At 70.1% G+C, this 16489-nt stretch carries 18 protein-coding genes; 6 read left to right on the forward strand and 12 right to left on the reverse strand.

Going from position 1 to position 16489, the window contains the following annotated elements; translation table 11 throughout:
• Window positions 1-382: 382 nt before the first annotated feature.
• From VFW71_04545 to VFW71_04555, 3 genes are read left to right on the forward strand one after another with little or no spacing between them, the layout of a single operon-like run.
• Window positions 383-718, forward strand: coding sequence for a TfoX/Sxy family protein (locus VFW71_04545; GenBank protein ID HEU5002030.1), 336 nt, complete (start codon window positions 383-385; stop codon window positions 716-718).
• Between the two features lie 45 nt (window positions 719-763).
• A complete protein-coding gene (rpiB, locus tag VFW71_04550; GenBank protein HEU5002031.1) occupies window positions 764-1216 on the forward strand; it encodes a ribose 5-phosphate isomerase B in 453 nt (150 codons plus the stop codon).
• Complete coding sequence (locus tag VFW71_04555; protein HEU5002032.1) at window positions 1204-1845, forward strand: LppP/LprE family lipoprotein; 642 nt, start codon at window positions 1204-1206, stop codon at window positions 1843-1845. Before rpiB ends, VFW71_04555 begins: the two co-directional genes overlap by 13 nt.
• Window positions 1846-1900: 55 nt before the next feature.
• On the opposite strand, the gene glyA is transcribed toward VFW71_04555, so the two are convergent.
• A complete protein-coding gene (gene glyA / locus VFW71_04560; GenBank protein ID HEU5002033.1) occupies window positions 1901-3163 on the reverse strand; it encodes a serine hydroxymethyltransferase in 1263 nt (420 codons plus the stop codon).
• Window positions 3164-3416: 253 nt separating this feature from the next.
• On the opposite strand from glyA, the gene VFW71_04565 reads away from it, so the two are divergent.
• Window positions 3417-4526, forward strand: coding sequence for an MraY family glycosyltransferase (locus VFW71_04565; GenBank protein ID HEU5002034.1), 1110 nt, complete (start codon window positions 3417-3419; stop codon window positions 4524-4526).
• A gap of 86 nt (window positions 4527-4612) precedes the next feature.
• The gene (locus VFW71_04570; protein HEU5002035.1) at window positions 4613-6103 is read left to right on the forward strand and encodes an FAD-binding oxidoreductase; all 1491 of its coding nucleotides are present in this window, start codon (window positions 4613-4615) and stop codon (window positions 6101-6103) included.
• A 14-nt stretch (window positions 6104-6117) separates the two neighbouring features.
• On the opposite strand, the gene atpC is transcribed toward VFW71_04570, so the two are convergent.
• The 11 genes from atpC to VFW71_04625 all read right to left on the reverse strand — a co-directional run bounded on the left by atpC (window position 6118) and on the right by VFW71_04625 (window position 14154).
• On the reverse strand, window positions 6118-6597 hold the full coding sequence (atpC, locus tag VFW71_04575) for an ATP synthase F1 subunit epsilon (protein ID HEU5002036.1): 480 nt from the start codon (window positions 6595-6597) through the stop codon (window positions 6118-6120).
• Between the two features lie 4 nt (window positions 6598-6601).
• Window positions 6602-8044 (reverse strand): F0F1 ATP synthase subunit beta, encoded by a 1443-nt coding sequence (atpD, locus tag VFW71_04580; GenBank protein ID HEU5002037.1) that lies wholly within the window; start codon window positions 8042-8044, stop codon window positions 6602-6604.
• A 26-nt stretch (window positions 8045-8070) separates the two neighbouring features.
• A complete protein-coding gene (gene atpG, locus VFW71_04585) occupies window positions 8071-8946 on the reverse strand; it encodes an ATP synthase F1 subunit gamma (GenBank protein HEU5002038.1) in 876 nt (291 codons plus the stop codon).
• Between the two features lie 3 nt (window positions 8947-8949).
• Window positions 8950-10494: a F0F1 ATP synthase subunit alpha gene (gene atpA / locus VFW71_04590; GenBank protein HEU5002039.1), complete on the reverse strand. Its 1545-nt coding sequence runs from the start codon at window positions 10492-10494 to the stop codon at window positions 8950-8952.
• An 84-nt stretch (window positions 10495-10578) separates the two neighbouring features.
• A complete protein-coding gene (gene atpH / locus VFW71_04595; protein HEU5002040.1) occupies window positions 10579-11130 on the reverse strand; it encodes an ATP synthase F1 subunit delta in 552 nt (183 codons plus the stop codon).
• Between the two features lie 7 nt (window positions 11131-11137).
• A complete protein-coding gene (gene atpF, locus VFW71_04600; GenBank protein HEU5002041.1) occupies window positions 11138-11647 on the reverse strand; it encodes a F0F1 ATP synthase subunit B in 510 nt (169 codons plus the stop codon).
• 9 nt (window positions 11648-11656) lie between these two features.
• Window positions 11657-11953, reverse strand: coding sequence for an ATP synthase F0 subunit C (atpE, locus tag VFW71_04605; protein HEU5002042.1), 297 nt, complete (start codon window positions 11951-11953; stop codon window positions 11657-11659).
• A 26-nt stretch (window positions 11954-11979) separates the two neighbouring features.
• Window positions 11980-12762: a F0F1 ATP synthase subunit A gene (gene atpB, locus VFW71_04610; GenBank protein HEU5002043.1), complete on the reverse strand. Its 783-nt coding sequence runs from the start codon at window positions 12760-12762 to the stop codon at window positions 11980-11982.
• Window positions 12762-13184 carry a hypothetical protein gene (locus VFW71_04615; GenBank protein HEU5002044.1) on the reverse strand — a complete coding sequence of 141 codons (423 nt, stop codon included), beginning with the start codon at window positions 13182-13184 and terminating at the stop codon, window positions 12762-12764. Before VFW71_04615 ends, atpB begins: the two co-directional genes overlap by 1 nt.
• Window positions 13181-13522, reverse strand: coding sequence for an AtpZ/AtpI family protein (locus VFW71_04620; GenBank protein HEU5002045.1), 342 nt, complete (start codon window positions 13520-13522; stop codon window positions 13181-13183). Before VFW71_04620 ends, VFW71_04615 begins: the two co-directional genes overlap by 4 nt.
• A 161-nt stretch (window positions 13523-13683) precedes the next feature.
• Window positions 13684-14154, reverse strand: coding sequence for a universal stress protein (locus VFW71_04625; protein HEU5002046.1), 471 nt, complete (start codon window positions 14152-14154; stop codon window positions 13684-13686).
• Between the two features lie 123 nt (window positions 14155-14277).
• On the opposite strand from VFW71_04625, the gene VFW71_04630 reads away from it, so the two are divergent.
• Window positions 14278-16488 carry a diguanylate cyclase gene (locus tag VFW71_04630; GenBank protein ID HEU5002047.1) on the forward strand — a complete coding sequence of 737 codons (2211 nt, stop codon included), beginning with the start codon at window positions 14278-14280 and terminating at the stop codon, window positions 16486-16488.
• Window position 16489: the final 1 nt, after the last annotated feature.

The following is a 16489-nucleotide window of genomic DNA, read 5'->3' on the forward strand; positions in this document are numbered from 1 at the left end:
CCCCCAGCACGGGGCCGCCAGCGGAGGACGCCTGGCTGTACGAGGAGCAAACCGAGACCTTCGAGCTCGGCCCCGCCCACTACGACTGGGAATTCCCGCCGGGCTAGTGCAGCCCCGGGCCAGCTCGACCGGCCCAACTGCCGGCCCAACTGCTGCACAAACCACCACCACCACCACCTAGAACGGGCGCCGCGCGTCACTGCTGCGGCGCCCGTTGGCGCGTGCACCCCGCCCGGTCCGGGCCGGCGCCTTCCCAACCTGCACGCGTGGAGCAGCCAGGGGCTGTACCACGCCGCCAACTATGGGCTTGAGGGACGAGATGCCGGGACTTGACTCCCGCTCGATGTCGGTCCTGAAGTCCTGCGGCGCGAGACTATGGACCATGGCCTTCGACGAAGCAGTGGCCGAGCGCGTGCGCGACCTCCTCGAGGGCCAGAGCGGGGTCTCCGAGAAGCGGATGTTCGGCGGCCTTGCCTTCCTCATCAACGGGAACATGGCGGTCAGCGCCAGCGGTCAGGGGGGACTCCTCCTGCGTTGTGATCCGGAAGCCTCCGACGAGATCTGTGCCCGGCCGCATGTCGAGCGGGCGGTCATGCGGGGCCGTGCGATGGACGGCTGGCTGCGCGTGGGGGCGGAGGCGCTGGCAACCGACGAAGAGCTCCAGGGGTGGGTGCGCATCGGCGTCGCCTATGCCCGGTCGCTGCCCGCCAAGGGGTAGAGCAGAACCGGGGCCCTGTGCCGAGCCCCGGGTATGATCCCGGCCGTGAAGATCGCCATTGCCGCCGACCACGCCGGATTCCCCCTGAAGACCCTGCTCATCGAGCGGCTTTCGGGGCAGGGCCACGACATCCTGGACCTCGGGACCGACTCCGAGGTGCCCGTGGACTACCCGGGCTTCTGCGCCGCCGCCGGGCGGGCCGTCTCCCGGGGGGAGGCCGATTTCGGCATCGTGCTGGGCGGCAGCGGACAGGGCGAGCAGATCGCTGCCAACAAGGTGCACGGAGTGCGAGCCGCCCTGTGCAACGACTTGTTCACCGCCCGGCTCGGCCGCCAGCACAACAACGCCAATGTGCTGGCCATGGGCGGCCGGATCGTGGCGCCACAACTGGCCTACGAGATCCTGCAGGTCTTCATCGACACCCCTTTCGAGGGCGGCCGGCACGAGGGCCGCCTGGAGCAGATCGCCGCCATCGAGCAGGAAGAGTGCGGGGGCTGAGCCGGGTTCTCGCCGTCGCCGCCGCCCTGGCGGTGCTGCTGACGGCCTGCCACACGTCCCAGAAGCCGGGGCCGGGGGTGACGCCCCCCGCCTCTGCCGCCCCCACCGCCACGGCCACCGCAAGCGGCCTGCCCGGCACGCCACCAATCACCGCCACCGCCATGCCCACGGCCACGCTGACCCCCACGCCCGCCAGCCCGCCGGCGTCTACCGCGCCGCACACGTCCAGCAGCCCCCCGGAGACACCCGGGAAAACCCTGCAGAGTGCCGAGGCCTACGTGCAGGCCAACAACACCATCGGGGGCACCCTGGGGTTCGTCGATCCCGGGTCGACCTGGGTGGACGCCAACACGCTCCACGTCCTCCACGCCACGCCGCAAGGGGCGGCGGGGGCCGGTGGGGACACGTTCTACTTCTTCGTCAACGGCGCACTCGTAGGCCAGTACATGTTCACCCAGTCGGAGCAGGCCGCGCCGGTCAACTCAACCGAGTTCTCCGTCACCTACGCCGCCTACAAGCCGGGCGACGCCGTCTGCTGCCCCTCCGGGGGAGTGTCCACCGCCCGGTTCCAGTGGAACGGCTCCAAGCTGGTCAGCCTCGACCCCATGACGGGAGCGACGCTCAGCTAGTGCCCTCACCCACCCTGACTGGGTGTGGGCCCGCGCCGCCCAGCCGAGCGGGAGTTCAGTCCCCGATCAGGATCCCGGGGGCCGGGAAGGCGGCGCACAGCTCCTTGATCTCGCCGGCCACCCGGTCGAGGAGATCCTCGTCGGCGGGGGCGGCGACCACATCGTTGATCCAGCCGGCGATGCGGTCCATTTCGGCTGCGCCCATGCCCCGGCTGGTGACCGCCGGGGTGCCGATGCGGATGCCGGAGGGGTCGAAAGGCTTGCGGGGGTCGAAGGGCACCGTGTTGTAGTTCAGCTCGATGCCCGCCCGGTCCAGGGCCTGGGCGGCGGGCTTGCCGCCCACCAGCTTGCTGGTGAGGTCCACCAGGATCAGGTGGTTGTCGGTGCCGCCCGACACCAGGTCGAAGCCCCGGGCCACCAGGCCCTCGGCCAGGGCGGCGGCGTTGGCCACGATGGCTTTGGCGTACCCGGCGAACGACGGGGCCGCCGCCTCCCGCAGGGCCACGGCGATGGCGGCGGTGGTGTGATTATGGGGGCCGCCCTGCAGGCCGGGGAAGACCGCCCGGTCGATTGCCTTGGCGTGGTCGGCACGGCACAGGATCATCGCCCCCCGGGGGCCGCGCAGCGACTTGTGCGTCGTCGTGGTGACCACGTCGGCGTGGGGCACGGGCGAGGGGTGCGCCCCGCCCGCCACCAGGCCGGCGAGATGGGCCATGTCGGCGGCGAAGACGGCGCCCACCTCGCGGGCGATCTCGGCGAAGGCGGCCCAGTCGATGATGCGGGGGACCGCAGTGCCGCCCGCCCAGATCAGCTTGGGCCGCTCCCGGCGGGCGAGGTCCCGGACCTCGTCGTAGTCGATGCGGCCGGTCTCCTTGCGCACGCCGTAGCTCACCGAGCGGAACCACTTGCCGGTCACCGAGACGTTCCAGCCGTGGGTCAGGTGCCCGCCGTGGGGGAGCGACATGCCCATCACGGTGTCGCCCGGCTGCAGGAAGGCGAGGTAGACCGCCAGGTTGGCGGGGGAGCCCGAGTAGGGCTGGACGTTGGCGTGGTCGGCGCCGAACAGGGATGTGGCCCGGTCCCGGGCGAGGCTCTCCAGCGGGTCGATGACCTGCTGGCCCTCGTAGTACCGGCGGCCCGGGTAGCCCTCGGAGTACTTGTTGGTGAGGACGGTGCCGGTGGCAGCCAGGACGGCGCTGGAAACGTAGTTCTCCGAGGGGATCAGGCGCACTTTGTCCCGTTGCCGGCGCTCCTCGGCAGAGATGAGCGCGGCGATCTCGGGGTCCTCGGCCTGGAGCACTGCGAAGAGGTCAGCCATCGTGCGGCGCACGGTACGGGCAGGCGGCGCTCCCGTCAAGCACCGCAGGCGCCGAGGCACTGCCGGCACACTGCGGATCGCGCAAAACCGGGCCACCTTGGCCTCGGCGTCGGGCGTGCCGCCTGGTACTTCGTGGGTCCCCGGCTCACCGCCATCCTGGTCAACCGCAACCGGCCGCTCCCCCGGAGGCGCTCCACCGCCTTCACTGAGGCTCCTGGCAGTAGGCGGCGTTCCCGGCCAGAATGGGCCCCGCATGGACGCCTATCTCCTCGTGATGGTGGCCAGCCTCATCCCGGCCTACGCCCTGACGCCGGTCGCCCTGCGGTTGGCCAGGCGCCTGGGGGCAGTGGACATCCCCGACGACCGCAAGGTCCACGAGGTGCCCACCCCCCGGCTCGGTGGCATCGCCATCTTCCTCGCCGCCATGTTCGGCCTGGCGGTCGCCGCCGGCCTCGGCGCCTTCCATGCCAGCTTCCGGCCGTTGGTGAAGTGGCCGCCCACCGAGCCGATCGCCATTGCGGTGGGCACGGCGGTGGTGTTCGTGCTCGGCCTGGTGGACGACGTCAAGGGGCTCAGCGCCCCCACCAAGCTGGCGGGGCAGATCCTGGCCGCGGCCTTCGTCTACCTGGGCGGGGTCAGCCTGGAATGGTTCCGCTTGCCGCCCTTCGGGACCCTGTCGCTGGGCGCCAGCGACTCGGCGGTCACCACCATCGTGTGGATCGTGGTGATCGTCAACGCCCTGAACCTGATCGACGGCCTCGACGGGCTGGCCGCCGGCATCACCGCGATCGCGGCGGCGACGTTTTTCATCTACCTCTTCGAGCTGGGCCGGGGCCTGGCGCTGCCCGACCAGACCGCGCCCCTGATCTCGGTGGTCGTGCTCGGGGCTGCGGCCGGGTTCCTGCCGCACAACTTCCACCCTGCCAAGATTTTCATGGGGGACTCCGGGAGCATGACCTTAGGGTTCCTGCTCGCCACCGCCACCGTGGCGGGGGTGGGGCGGACGGCGCCGATCAACTTCAAGGCCGAGACGGTGATCTTCTACCTGCCGGTGGTCATCCCCCTGATCATCCTGGCGATCCCCATCCTCGACACCGCCTTGGCGGTCGTGCGGCGGGCACGGGGCGGCAAGCACATCTTCCACGCCGACAAACGCCACCTGCATCACCAGCTGCTGGAGATCGGCCACGGGCACCGCCAGGCGGTGCTGATCATGTACGGCTGGACGGCGGTGGTGGGGGGAGCGGGCTTGGCGCTGTCCTTCGCCCCCAACCCGTTTTTCACCCTGCCCTTCGTGGCGGCGGCGATCGGGATCTTCCTGTACACCGCCCTGCCCCGGGTCGCCAACCGCGGGGCGGGCTGAGCGGAAGGATTGCCAACCCACGGTCGCGAAGGTATGTTCCATGTCCCGGTACCACGACATGATCTCTTTGCGATCTGGAGGTCGGCATGCGATGCGTCCAGCCAGGGGACCCGGATTACGAGGCAGACCGGCGTATCGCCAATGCCCGGTTCAACTACCGGCCCCGCTACATCTGTTACTGCGACACGCCAGGTGACGTCCCGCTTGCGCTCCAGAAGGCGAAGACAGAGAAACTCGCCATCCGCATCCGCTCCGGCGGTCATCACCATGAGGGCATGTGCTCGGGCGACGGCGTGTTGATGATCGATCTCTCGAAGCTCAACACCATCACCCTGTCCGGTGACCGGAGGAGCGCGCGGATCGGTGTGGGCGCCAAGCTGGGCGACGTGTACGCGGCGCTGCTGGCCAGCAACCGCATCCTGCCGGGTGGCGGCTGCGGCGACGTCCGGGTGGGAGGGCTGGTGCAGGGCGGCGGCTGGGGTCTCTACGCCCGCGCCCTGGGCCTTACCTGCGACAACGTCCTCGGCTTCCGGATTTTCCTGGCGAGCGGGGAGGTGCGGGACGTAGGAGCCGATGGTGCGGCGCCCGGAACCCTCTTCTGGGCTGTGTGCGGCGGCGGGGGCGGCAACTTCGGCGTCGTCACCGAGTTCGAGATCAAGCTTGCCGAGGTCCCGTCTCCCTTCTGGCAGTTCACGCTCACCTGGGACCACGCGGCCTGGCGTCAGCCCGTGATCGAAGACTGGCGGGCAAACTTCCCCGACGCCGATGCCGGGTTGACCACCTTCTGCCGGGTGAGCGCGGTGCGCTCGGATGATCCGCCGATTATCGTCGCCGGCAACTACCTGGGGGATGAGGCCAGGCTCGTGGAGACCTTGGCGCGCCTGTTGCCCAGGACCTTCCTGGGGTGCACTCAGGAGATCAGCCCCGTGCTCGCCGCGGCCCCGGAGGCCGCCGAGGCCTCAGAGGCCACCCAACCGTCCGATGCGACGACCCCACTGACACCAGCCGCCCGCCGGGCGTTCCACCACCCGCAGTACCAGCCCGGGCCCCCGCGGCTCGCGGCGGGGGGCATGGCCGCGGCGGTCGAGGGGCCGCCCGCCCAGACCTGCGACGGCGGGTACTACCCGCACAAGGTCTCCTCCTGCTTTCCGCGCTCGACGTTCTCCGCCGAGGGGACCCGCGTCATCACGGAGTTTCTTGACGGCCAGCCGGCGGAGCCCGCAGCCCGGCGCTACCTCAGCCTGCACGGCCTGGGCGGAGCCGTCGGCAACCCCCAGGCGAGTCGGCGGAGCTGCTATGCCTTCCGGGACAAGGCGTTCATGCTCCAGTACCAGGCGTGGTGGGGCGACCCCGCGGACAAGGCTCTGGAACAACGCTGCCTGGACTGGGTCCGGGGTTTCCGCCTGACCCTGGAGCACGGCGGGTTCACGGAGGGGTCCTTCATCAACTTCCCGGACCGCGATCTCCCGCTGGTCGCCTACTACGGCGCCGACAACCTCAAAAGCCTGATGCAGGTGAAGAGGCAGTACGACCCGGGAAACCTCTTCGGTTTCCCGATGGGCATCCCCACCCAGTAGCGCCGCCCGGGGCTCTACTTCCTCCCGGCCAGCTTCAGCCGGGCCTGGGACCACGACCGGCGCTCCTGCAGCTCCTCGAACTCGGCGTCCGAGCTGGGGTGGTGGAGCTCGGCGATGACCTCCTCGAGCTCCGCCTGGGCCTCGGCGGTGTGCGCCGGGGCCTCGGCCTCGGTGACCGCGTGGTCCACCAGGACCGTGACGGTGTTGGAGGACACCTCGAGGAAGCCCCCGCCCACGGCGAACTCCAGCCGCTGGTTGCCCGGCAGCCCGATAGTCAGGATGCCGCCTCCCAGAGCCGCCACCAGGGCGACGTGGCGGGGCCAGATGCCGAAGAGGCCGTCCACGCCCGGGGCCTTCACCCAGTGCGCTGCGCCGGCGTAGATCTGCGCGGTGGGGCTGACGACGGTGACGTGCAGGTCGACCTGGCCGCGCGCCAGCTCGTCGGCGATGTTGCCGGTTCGGAGGGCGCCTGGGGGATGCTCGGGAACGGACATCGCTCTAGCCCTTCATCGCCTCGGCGGCCTCGACGACCTCTTCGATGTCGCCCTTCATGTAGAACGCCTGCTCCGGCAGGTGGTCGTACTCGCCGGCGACGACCGCCTTGAAGGACCGGATGGTCTCCGACAGCTTCACGTAGCGGCCCTTCAGGCCGGTGAACTGCTCGGCGACGAAGAACGGCTGGCTGAGGAACTTCTGGATCTTGCGGGCCCGGTTGACCAGGACCTTGTCCTCCTCGGAGAGCTCGTCCATGCCCAGGATGGCGATGATGTCCTGCAGGTCCTTGTAGCGCTGCAGGATCTGCTGGACGTCCCGGGCCACCTGGTAGTGCTCCTGGCCGACGTACTGCGGGGCCAGCACCCGGGACGTGGAGTCCAGCGGGTCCACCGCCGGGTAGATGCCCAGCTCGGCGATCTGGCGGGAGAGCACGGTCTTGGCGTCCAGGTGGGTGAAGGCGGCGGCTGGGGCGGGGTCGGTCAGGTCATCGGCGGGGACATAGATGGCCTGCACCGAGGTGACCGAGCCGTTGTCGGTGGAGGTGATCCGCTCCTGCAGGGCGCCCATCTCGGTGGCCAGGGTGGGCTGGTAGCCCACGGCGGAGGGCATCCGGCCCAGCAGGGCGGACACCTCGGAGCCGGCCTGGGAGAACCGGAAGATGTTGTCCACGAACATGAGGACGTCCCGGCCGCCCTCGTCCCGGAGGTACTCGGCCATGGTGAGGCCCGACAGTGCCACCCGCAGGCGGGCGCCGGGCGGCTCGTTCATCTGGCCATAGCACAGGATGGCCTTGTTGATGACCCCGGACTCCTGCATCTCCAGCCAGAGGTCGTTGCCCTCACGGGTGCGCTCGCCCACGCCACAGAACACCGAGTACCCACCGTGCTGCTGGGCGACGTTGTTGATGAGTTCCATGATCACCACGGTCTTGCCCACCCCGGCGCCGCCGAAGAGGCCGGTCTTGCCGCCCTTGGCGTACGGAGCCAGGAGGTCCACCACCTTGATGCCGGTCTCGAAGATCTCGGTGCGGGTGGACAGCGCCTGGAAGTTGGGGGCGGCGGCGTGGATGGGGCGGCGCTGCTTGGCGTTGACCGGGCCCCGGTAGTCCACGGGCTCGCCCAGCAGGTTGAACACCCGGCCCAGGCACTCCTCGCCCACCGGCACCGTGATGGGCTGGCCGGTGTTGAACACCGTGGTACCCCGCACGACGCCGTCGGTGGTGGACATGGCCACCGCCCGGACCTGGTCCCGGCCGATCTCCTGCTGGACCTCGGCCACCAGGGTGCGGCGGTCGTCGCCCTCGCCGATCTCGATGGTCAGGGCGGTGTAGATCTCGGGGAGGGCCTGCTCGCTCTCGAACTCCACGTCGAGCACCGGCCCGATCACCTGCACGACCTTGCCGTTCCGGCCCTGGTCGGTGCTGGTGCGCGGCGGTGTGTCGGTCATCGTGTCGGCCATTGCGGGATTCCTCTCTACTCTTTGAGGGCTTCGGCTCCGCCCAGGATTTCGGAGATCTCTTTGGTGATGGCGGCCTGCCGGGCCTTGTTGTACTGGCGGGTCAGGTCGGTGACCATGTCGGAGGCGTTGTCGCTGGCCAGCTTCATGGCCATCCGGCGGGCAACCTGCTCCGAGGCCACCGACTCCGCCAGGACCGAGAACATCAGCTGGCGCCCGTACAGCGGCAGGAGCCGGTCCAGGATCTTCTCCGGCGACGGCTCGAACATCGCCGGCGACCCGCCCGTGCCGCCCTCGCTCTCCTCAGGGGCGATGGGCAGCAGGCGCAGCACCGTCGGGGGCTGCCGCCCGAGGCTCTCCCAGTGGGCGTAGATGACCAGCACCTCGTCCACCTCCCGGGCCAGGAAGGGCGGGGCGACCTGGTTGATGAAGAACTCGGCGTTCTCGATGGTGGGCCGGTCGCTCAACTCGTCGATGAAGGTGCGCTCCGGGGTGTAGCCCCGGAACCGGAGGGCCTGGTTGCCCTTCTTGCCGGCGACGAAGAGGCGCACCTCATGGCCGGCTGCCTTCTTCGCCTCGTAGGTTTCCCGGGCGAGGCGGACGAGGTTGGCGTTGAAGGCCCCGCACAGGCCGCGGTTGGCGGTGACCAGCAGGATCAACGTGGAGGTGCCCGCGCGCGCCTCGAAGAACGGCCACCGGCTGACGTCCACCCCACTGGCGCCGATGTTGCGCATCAGGCGGGTCAGGTTCTCGAGGTAGGGCCCCGAGGAGGCCACCCGCTGCTGGGCGGACTTCAGCTTCGCGGTCGCCACCATCTCCATGGTGCGCGTGATCTTCTTGGTGGACGAGACGCTCCGGATGCGCTTGCGGATGACCTTCGGTTGTTCGGCCATGGGCTAGGAGGCCTTGGCTGCCTGACCGGCGGACGCGGGCTTCCAGAGGTTGGCCTTGAAGTTCGAGATCTCCTGGCGCAGGGTGTTGGCGGTGTCGTCGTCCAGCTGGCCGGTGTCCTGGATGGCCTTCAGGCCGGCGCTGGGCAGCGCCCGTAGTGCCTCGACCATCTCGTTCTGGAACCGCTGGACCTCCTCTATTGGCACGTCGTCCATGAGTCCCTTCCCCACGGCGAAGATGATGGCCACCTGCTCCTCCATCGGCCAGGTGGCGGCCGTGGGCTGCTTGAGGATCTCCACCGTGCGCTCCCCCCGGGCCAGCTGCGCCTTGGTGCCGGCGTCCAGGTCCGAAGCGAACTGGGCGAACGCCTCCAGTTCCCGGTACTGCGCCAGGTCCAGCCGCAGCGTGCCCGCCACCTTCTTCATCGCCTTGGTCTGGGCATTGCCGCCCACCCGGCTGACCGAGATGCCCACATTCACCGCCGGGCGCACGCCGGCGTAGAACAGGTCCGGCTCCAGGTAGATCTGGCCGTCGGTGATCGAGATCACGTTGGTGGGGATGTAGGCCGACACGTCGCCCGCCTGGGTCTCGATGATGGGGAGTGCGGTCAGAGAGCCGCCGCCCTTCTCGTTGGACAGCTTGGCTGCCCGCTCCAGAAGGCGGCTGTGGGCGTAGAACACGTCGCCCGGGTACGCCTCGCGACCGGGAGGGCGCCGGAGCAGCAGCGACAGCTGCCGGTAGGCCGCTGCCTGCTTGGACAGGTCGTCGTACACGCACAGCGTGTGGCGGCCCTTCTCGTACATGAAGTACTCCGCCATGGCGCACCCGGCGTACGGGGCGATGTACTGCATGGGGGCCGAGTCGTTGGCGGTGGCGCTGACCACGATGGTGTAGTCCATGGCGCCGTTCTCCCGGAGGAGCTCGACGAAGCCGGCGACGGTGGAGGCCTTGATGCCGATGGCGACGTAGACGCAGATGACGTCCTTGCCCTTCTGGTTGATGATCGCGTCCAGGGCGATGGAGGACTTGCCGGTCTCCCGGTCGCCGATGATCAGCTCGCGCTGGCCCCGGCCGATGGGGATCATGCCGTCGATCGCCTTGATGCCGGTCTGCAGCGGCTCCTTCACCGGCTGCCGGTCGGCGATGCCGGGGGCACGGCCCTCGATGGGCATGAGGCTGGTCGTCTCGATCGGGCCTTTACCGTCGATCGGCTGGCTGAGCGGGTTGACCACCCGGCCGATGAGGCCGTCGCCGGCGGGCACCGAGAGCACCCGGCCGGTGCGTTTGACGCTCTGGCCCTCCCGGATGGTGATGTAGTCGCCCAGGATGACCACGCCCACCGAGTCCTCTTCGAGGTTGAGGGCCAGGCCGAAGGAGCCGTTCTCGAACTCCACCATCTCGCTGGCCATGACCTTCTCCAGGCCGTAGACCCGGGCGATGCCGTCGCCGACCTCGAGGACGGTGCCTACCTCGTCGACGCGCAGATCGACATCGAAGGACTCGATTTGCTGGCGGATGATCGAACTGATCTCGTCGGTCCTGATGTCCATTGCTCTGTCCCGTGTCCTATCTCGTCGGTGGTCTCGTCGGTGGTGCCGGTGGGTCCAAGGTACCTGGTGGGCGCCGCCCCTCGTTTATGACCGGGGGGCGGTCAGGGTCCGCCGCATATCGAGGAGCGCCCGGCGCAGGGTGCCGTCCAGCACCCGGTCCCCGACGTTGACCTTGATGCCGCCGATCAGGCTCTGGTCAACCTTCTGCGTCAGCGTCACCGGCCGGGCCAGCCGCTGCTCCAGCGCCGCCTGCAGGGCCGCCGCCAGGTCCGGGCCAATGGGCCGGGCCGACGTCACGCTGGCCTGGATGCGGCCCTCGTGTTGGTCCATCAGGTCGTTGAACTGGATGACGATTGCGTCCAGCAGCTGCTCCCGGCGCTTGTCCACCAGCACGTTCAGCAGGCCCAGCACCGGCCGGCCGACCTTGCCGGCGAAGGCCTGCCCGATCAGCCGCTTCTTGTCCTCCCGGCGCACCAGCGGCATCTCGAAGAAGCCCCGGAGCTCCGGTTCGAGCCCGGCGATGGCGTCCCGGACGGCGTTCAACTCGCCCGCCGCCTGCCGGAGGCCCCCCCCGGCGTCGGCGAGGTCGAAGAGCGCCTTGGCGTAGACCCGGGCCGCGGCCAGCGAGATGCTCACGAGATCCTCACAGGCGGGAGGCGACCTCTTCGACGACCTCGCGGGCGAGGCGCCGGTGGTCCTCGTCCTGCAGCTCGCGCCGCAGGAGCCGGGCCGAGGCCTCGAGGGTGAGGTCGACAGTGGCTTTCTTCAGGTCGTCAATAGCCTTGACGCGCTCCTGGTTGATCTCCCTCTTGGCCCGCTCGCGCTGGGCGGCGATCTCCTCCTGTGCCGCGGCCAGCAGGTCGTTGCGGGCGTTCTCAGCGGCCGCGCGGCTCTCGGCGAGGAGGCGTTGCGCCTCCTGCCGAGCCTCCGCGAGGACCTGCTCCTGCCGATCGGCGAGCTCGCGCGCCCGGGCCTCGGCCTCTTCGGCCTTCTTGAGGCCCTCTTCGATGCGGACCTCGCGCTCCTCCATCTTGTTCATGAGCATCGGCCAGGCGATCTTGCTCAGAAGGAAGAGCGTGGCGATGAAGACCCCCCACGTCCAGAGCGCGGTCGCCGGGTGGATGGCGGTGATGCTGTCTGCGGCGAGGATCACGGCGACCGCCTAGTGCTTCCCTGCCGTACCCTGCACGAGCAGGCAGACCACGATGGCGAACAGCGCGACACCTTCGATGAAGGCGGCCGTGATGATGGTGACGCCTCGGATGTCGCCGGTGGCCTCAGGCTGGCGGGCGATGGCCTCCGTGGCCCGCCCACCGACGAGGCCGATGCCGAGACCGGCGCCGATGGCTGCGAGACCGGCGCCGACGCCGGCACCGATGAGGCCGATACCCCAGTTCTGGGAAGCCGTGCTGGCCGAGGCCTGGGCGACGACGAGGAGGGTGGCGAGGACAGGGTGCATAGATCTCCTTTCCGGTACGTACCTAACTAGTGTTCGTGGGCTACCGACAGACTGATGAAGATGGCAGACAGGACGGTGAAGATGTACGCCTGGATCAGGGCGATCAACGTCTCGAACAACATGATGAACAGGATGAATCCGGCGGAGGCTACGGTCTGCAGGATGCCCGACTGCGGGTGGGCGAAGTGCTCGACGCCGATAAGGAACCCGAAGAGGATGGCCAACAGCGCGTGGCCGGCCAGCATATTGGCGAAGAGACGGACGGTGAGGGCGAAAGGCTTGGTGAACAGGCCCAGGAACTCCACCAGGAACACGATCGGGGCGATGGGCTTCGGCACGCCCTTGGGTACCAGGGTGGCCCAGTACTTGACGATGCCGTGCTCCCGCATGCCGGCTACCTGCACCAGGATGAACACCATCAGGGCGAGGGCACCGGTGACCGCGAGGTCGGCGGTGGCCACCACCAGGGCATCGGTGTGGTCGCCCGGGTAGAAGGGCGAGGGGAGCAGCCCGAAGACGTTGGAGAACAGGATGAAGAAGAACATCGTCCAGAGCAGCGGGAGGTACTTGCGGCCCCGCTCCGGTCCCAGCCAGGGGTAGACGACCTCGTCGCGCACCCAGATCAGGCCCACTTCGATCAGGGCGATGGGCCCGCCCTTCTTCGGGGCTCCCGGCGTGATCCGCCGGGCGGCGATGCCGAACACCACGATCATGAACAGCCCGCACACCACCAGGAGCATCTGGTGGGCGCTGATCGGCCCGAGATTGAAGTCGAGCAGGTCGTTGGTGACGTCCGCCGCGAGCACCATCAGGCCGCACTCCCGGTGATGTCGGGCGCCGGCGGGGCCCCCGGCGGTGCCGTGGCCCGCTGCCGCTCCACCATGAGCAGCTCAAGGCCCAGGTAGACGAAGAAGAACACCAGGAACGTGAGGGCGAAGGCGGCCGGGTCGATCGACGGCGTCTGCTCGAAGACCAGGTAGAGACCCACCAGGACCAGCAGCCGGCCGAGGAACCCACCCATGAGCATGGTCATGGTGCTGCGCATCCCCTTGCGGAGCGAACGGCGGGTGACGAGGGCCCCGACCCCCAGGTTGGCCAGCCCCACCCCGGCGCCGATCGCCGCGCCCCGCAGGCCGCTGGCGTCTTTGTGGACGAAGGCCACCGCTACGGCCAGCAGGATCACGATGAACGTCCCGGTGAGCAGCAGTGCCCGCTGCGCGGTTGCCGTCATGCCCTGCGATCCGGGGGGGTGGTCCGGTCGTCGGGTCCGGAATCGCTGCCCGTGCTGAAGTTGGTGTGGAGCAGATTCCAGGTCCCGGCCGCGAAGCCGAGCAGGAACCCGACGATGGTGAGCACAGGCGAGGCGTGGAAATGCCCGTCGAGCCAGATGCCGAGCAGGGTGGGCAGCACCAGGAACATGGCGAACTGGATCCCGACGCCGACGAAGCGCAGGTAGCTGCGCTCGGTGTGCCTAGCCCGGTCGTGAGCCCGGTTGTGGGTTCCGTCGTCCGGGGCGATGCCGGGGCTCCTTTCTGGGGACGCGGTGAGAGTGTAGCCGCCCGTACCCATAAACCCCACGTCCCCTCGCCCACGCGCGCAGCCGCCCCAAGCCGCGAAGCTGGAGCAGCGACGACATCCGCCCTAGATGTGTGTACGAATTTGCGGGCCGTACTATAGCAGCGGCCCGAGTTGACGGGTCGGGGTTGCGGGGGGCTCCCGGTGGCATGTGCTCAACCCTCGGCGAGTCCTCCCGGGACGATCACCACCGGCACGTGGGCGTGGTGGGCGAGCTTGTAGGTGACCCCGCCCAGGATCCGCCCGACCATGCCGCCGTGGCCCTGCGCTCCCACGACGATGAGGTCGGCGTGCTCGTGGGCGGCTACGTGGAGGAGGGCGTGGACGGCGTCGTCCTCGACCACCGCCGACCGGTAGGGAACCCCGGCGGTGCGCAGCGGCTCGCACCAGCGCTCGAGGGTGATCTCGGCGTCCCGCTTCCAGCCCGGGTGGCGGTGGCCGGAGAGATCCAGGCCGGCGGCGACCGCATCGGGGGCCCCGCGGAAGACCTCGGGGAGCTTGCCGGCGCCGTGCACCGCCAGGACCTGGGCACCGGTGGGCGCCGCCAGTTCGGCGCACCAGGCGGCGGCTGCCGCGGATCCCTCGGATCCGTCAAGCCCTACGACAATGCGGCTGATTGCGCCCATCTCACTGGCTGGATACCCCGCTGCGGCCGGGTCTATACCTATCGTGCCAGGATATGTTCGCCGACCGTTTCCCGCGGTGCCCATTAGCCTATTTCCAGCATGGGTTCTTCTATGGATGCGGCTATGAATGCGGCGCTCCCGGGGCCCGTGCGCGTGGTGCTGGTCGACGACTCCGCGCCCATCCGGCTGCTCCTGCGTGCCGTCCTGAACGGGGCGGGGGATTTTGCCGTGGTGGGCGAGGCGGAAGACGGGGTGGCCGCCGTCCGCCTGGCCGGCGAGCTCCGGCCGGACCTCGTGCTCCTGGACCTGCTCATGCCCCGCATGGGAGGCCGGGAAGCCCTCCCGCTGATCCGGCAGGCCTCCCCGGCGACCCGGATCGTGCTCCTGTCCGGGGAGGACGGGGCGGAGCTGGGGGAGGCCGGGGTGGCAGCCGACGCCGTCCTGCCCAAGGGACGGCCCCCGGGGGAAATCCTGCAGGCGGTGCGGAAGGCGGCCGGACGGCAAGGGGGTCGGCCGGGCGGAGTCGCTGCGCCGGGCGGGGCGGCTCAGCCGGGCGGGGCGGCGTCTACGGCGCGCCCGGCGCTGGGTGCCGCCGATCTGGAAACGATCGGCAAGGCCGCCGCCCACGACCTGAAGTCGCCGCTGCAGGCCATCCTGGGCTTCGCCCACCTGTTGGAGGACCTCTACGGGGCCCGCCTGGATGACCAGGGTCGCCAGTTCGTGCACACGATCATCACGTCCACGGTCCGGATGGCGGCGATGGTGGAAGGGCTCTCGGTCTACAGCCGGGGGATCGCCGCCCCGCCTGCGGCGGTTGCCGTGTCCCTGCCGGCCGTGGTCGCCGGGGCACTGGCCAGGATGGAGGCCGACATCGCCTCGTCTGGAGCGCTCGTGACGACCGACGCCACGGGCGAGGTGGTGGGGGACCCCGCCCAGATCGCCGCCGTGATCACCGCCCTGGTGCACAACGCCCTCACCTGGGGGGCGGGGACCCCTCACCGGGTTGCGGTGCGGGCGGCCGCGGGGGGCGGCGGAGCCCAGGTCAGCGTCGAGGACAACGGGCCGGGGATCGCCCCCGAGCAGCGGGAGCGGATGTTCGGCCTCTTCGTCACCCAGCCTGGGGCCGCGAAGTCCGGCGCTCCGCCTGCGGCTCCGGCGTCCGGCGCTCCGCCTGCGGCTCCGCTGTCTGGCGCTCCGCTGTCGGGCTCGGCCGGGGTGGGTCTGGCGCTCTGCCGCCGCCTGGTGGCGGGATGGGGCGGGACCATTGCGATCACCGACGGGGCCGGGGGTGGCACCCGGGTATCCTTCACCATCCCGGAGGTTGCACCGGTCGTACCCGACGCGTCGGCACCATCGGGGGCTCTGCCGGCGCTCTCGGGGGAGCCTGAGTCTGCCCCCGCGGCGGGCGGTGGTGCGGTGTCTGTGGCCGGCGAGCCGGCCAAGGATGGGGGTGCAGGGGTGGAGGCGCGACCGCCGGGGGTCCCCCGGGTCCTCCTGGTGGAAGACAGCGACGAGCACGCCGCCCTGGTGGCGGCCAGCCTCCAGCAGGTCTCCTTCGAGCTGTGCCGGGTGAACGACCTGCGGGCAGCCCGGAGTGCCCTGGCCGGAGAGCGGTTCGTGTGCATCCTGCTGGACCTGTCGCTGCCCGACGGGGAGGGCCTGGAGTCCCTCACCCAGGTGCTGGCGCTGGCGCCCGGGATCCCGGTCGTGGTGCTCACCTCGCGCGATGACGAGGCCCTGGCGGTGGCCGCCGTGCAACGAGGGGCCCAGGACTACGTCGTCAAAGGGGTGGACCCGGCGGTGCTCGCCCGGGCGGTGCGCTACGCCATCGAACGCAAGTCCCTCGAGGCGCAGCTCGCCCAGCAGGCGCTGCACGACCCGCTGACCGGGCTGCCCAACCGCACCCTGCTGCTGGCCCGGCTGGGGCCCGCCCTGGCCCGGGCGCGGCGCACCGGCGAGCGGGTGGCGGTGCTCTACCTCGACCTGGACGGCTTCAAGCCGATCAACGACCAGTTCGGCCACGAGGCGGGCGACGCCGTGCTGGTGGAGGTGGCCCGGCGCCTGAGCTCGGTGGTGCGCCCCCAGGACACCGTGGCCCGCATGGGGGGTGACGAGTTTGCCGTACTGTGTGACGGCTTCCCCGCCGACGCCGAGATCCACTCGCTGCTGGCCCGCATGGCGGATGCCGTGGCGAACCCGATGGCGCAGGATCAGCAGGGTGGCGCCCGGCGGGTGACGGCCAGCATCGGGGCGGCGTTCGCCCGGGAAACCGACAGCCCGGAAGACCTCATCCGCCTTGCCGATGAGGCGATGTACCGGGAGAAGCGGAGGTAGG

This window comes from Actinomycetota bacterium (assembly GCA_035765775.1).
GTDB lineage: Bacteria > Actinomycetota > CADDZG01 > JAHWKV01 > JAOPZY01 > DASTWV01.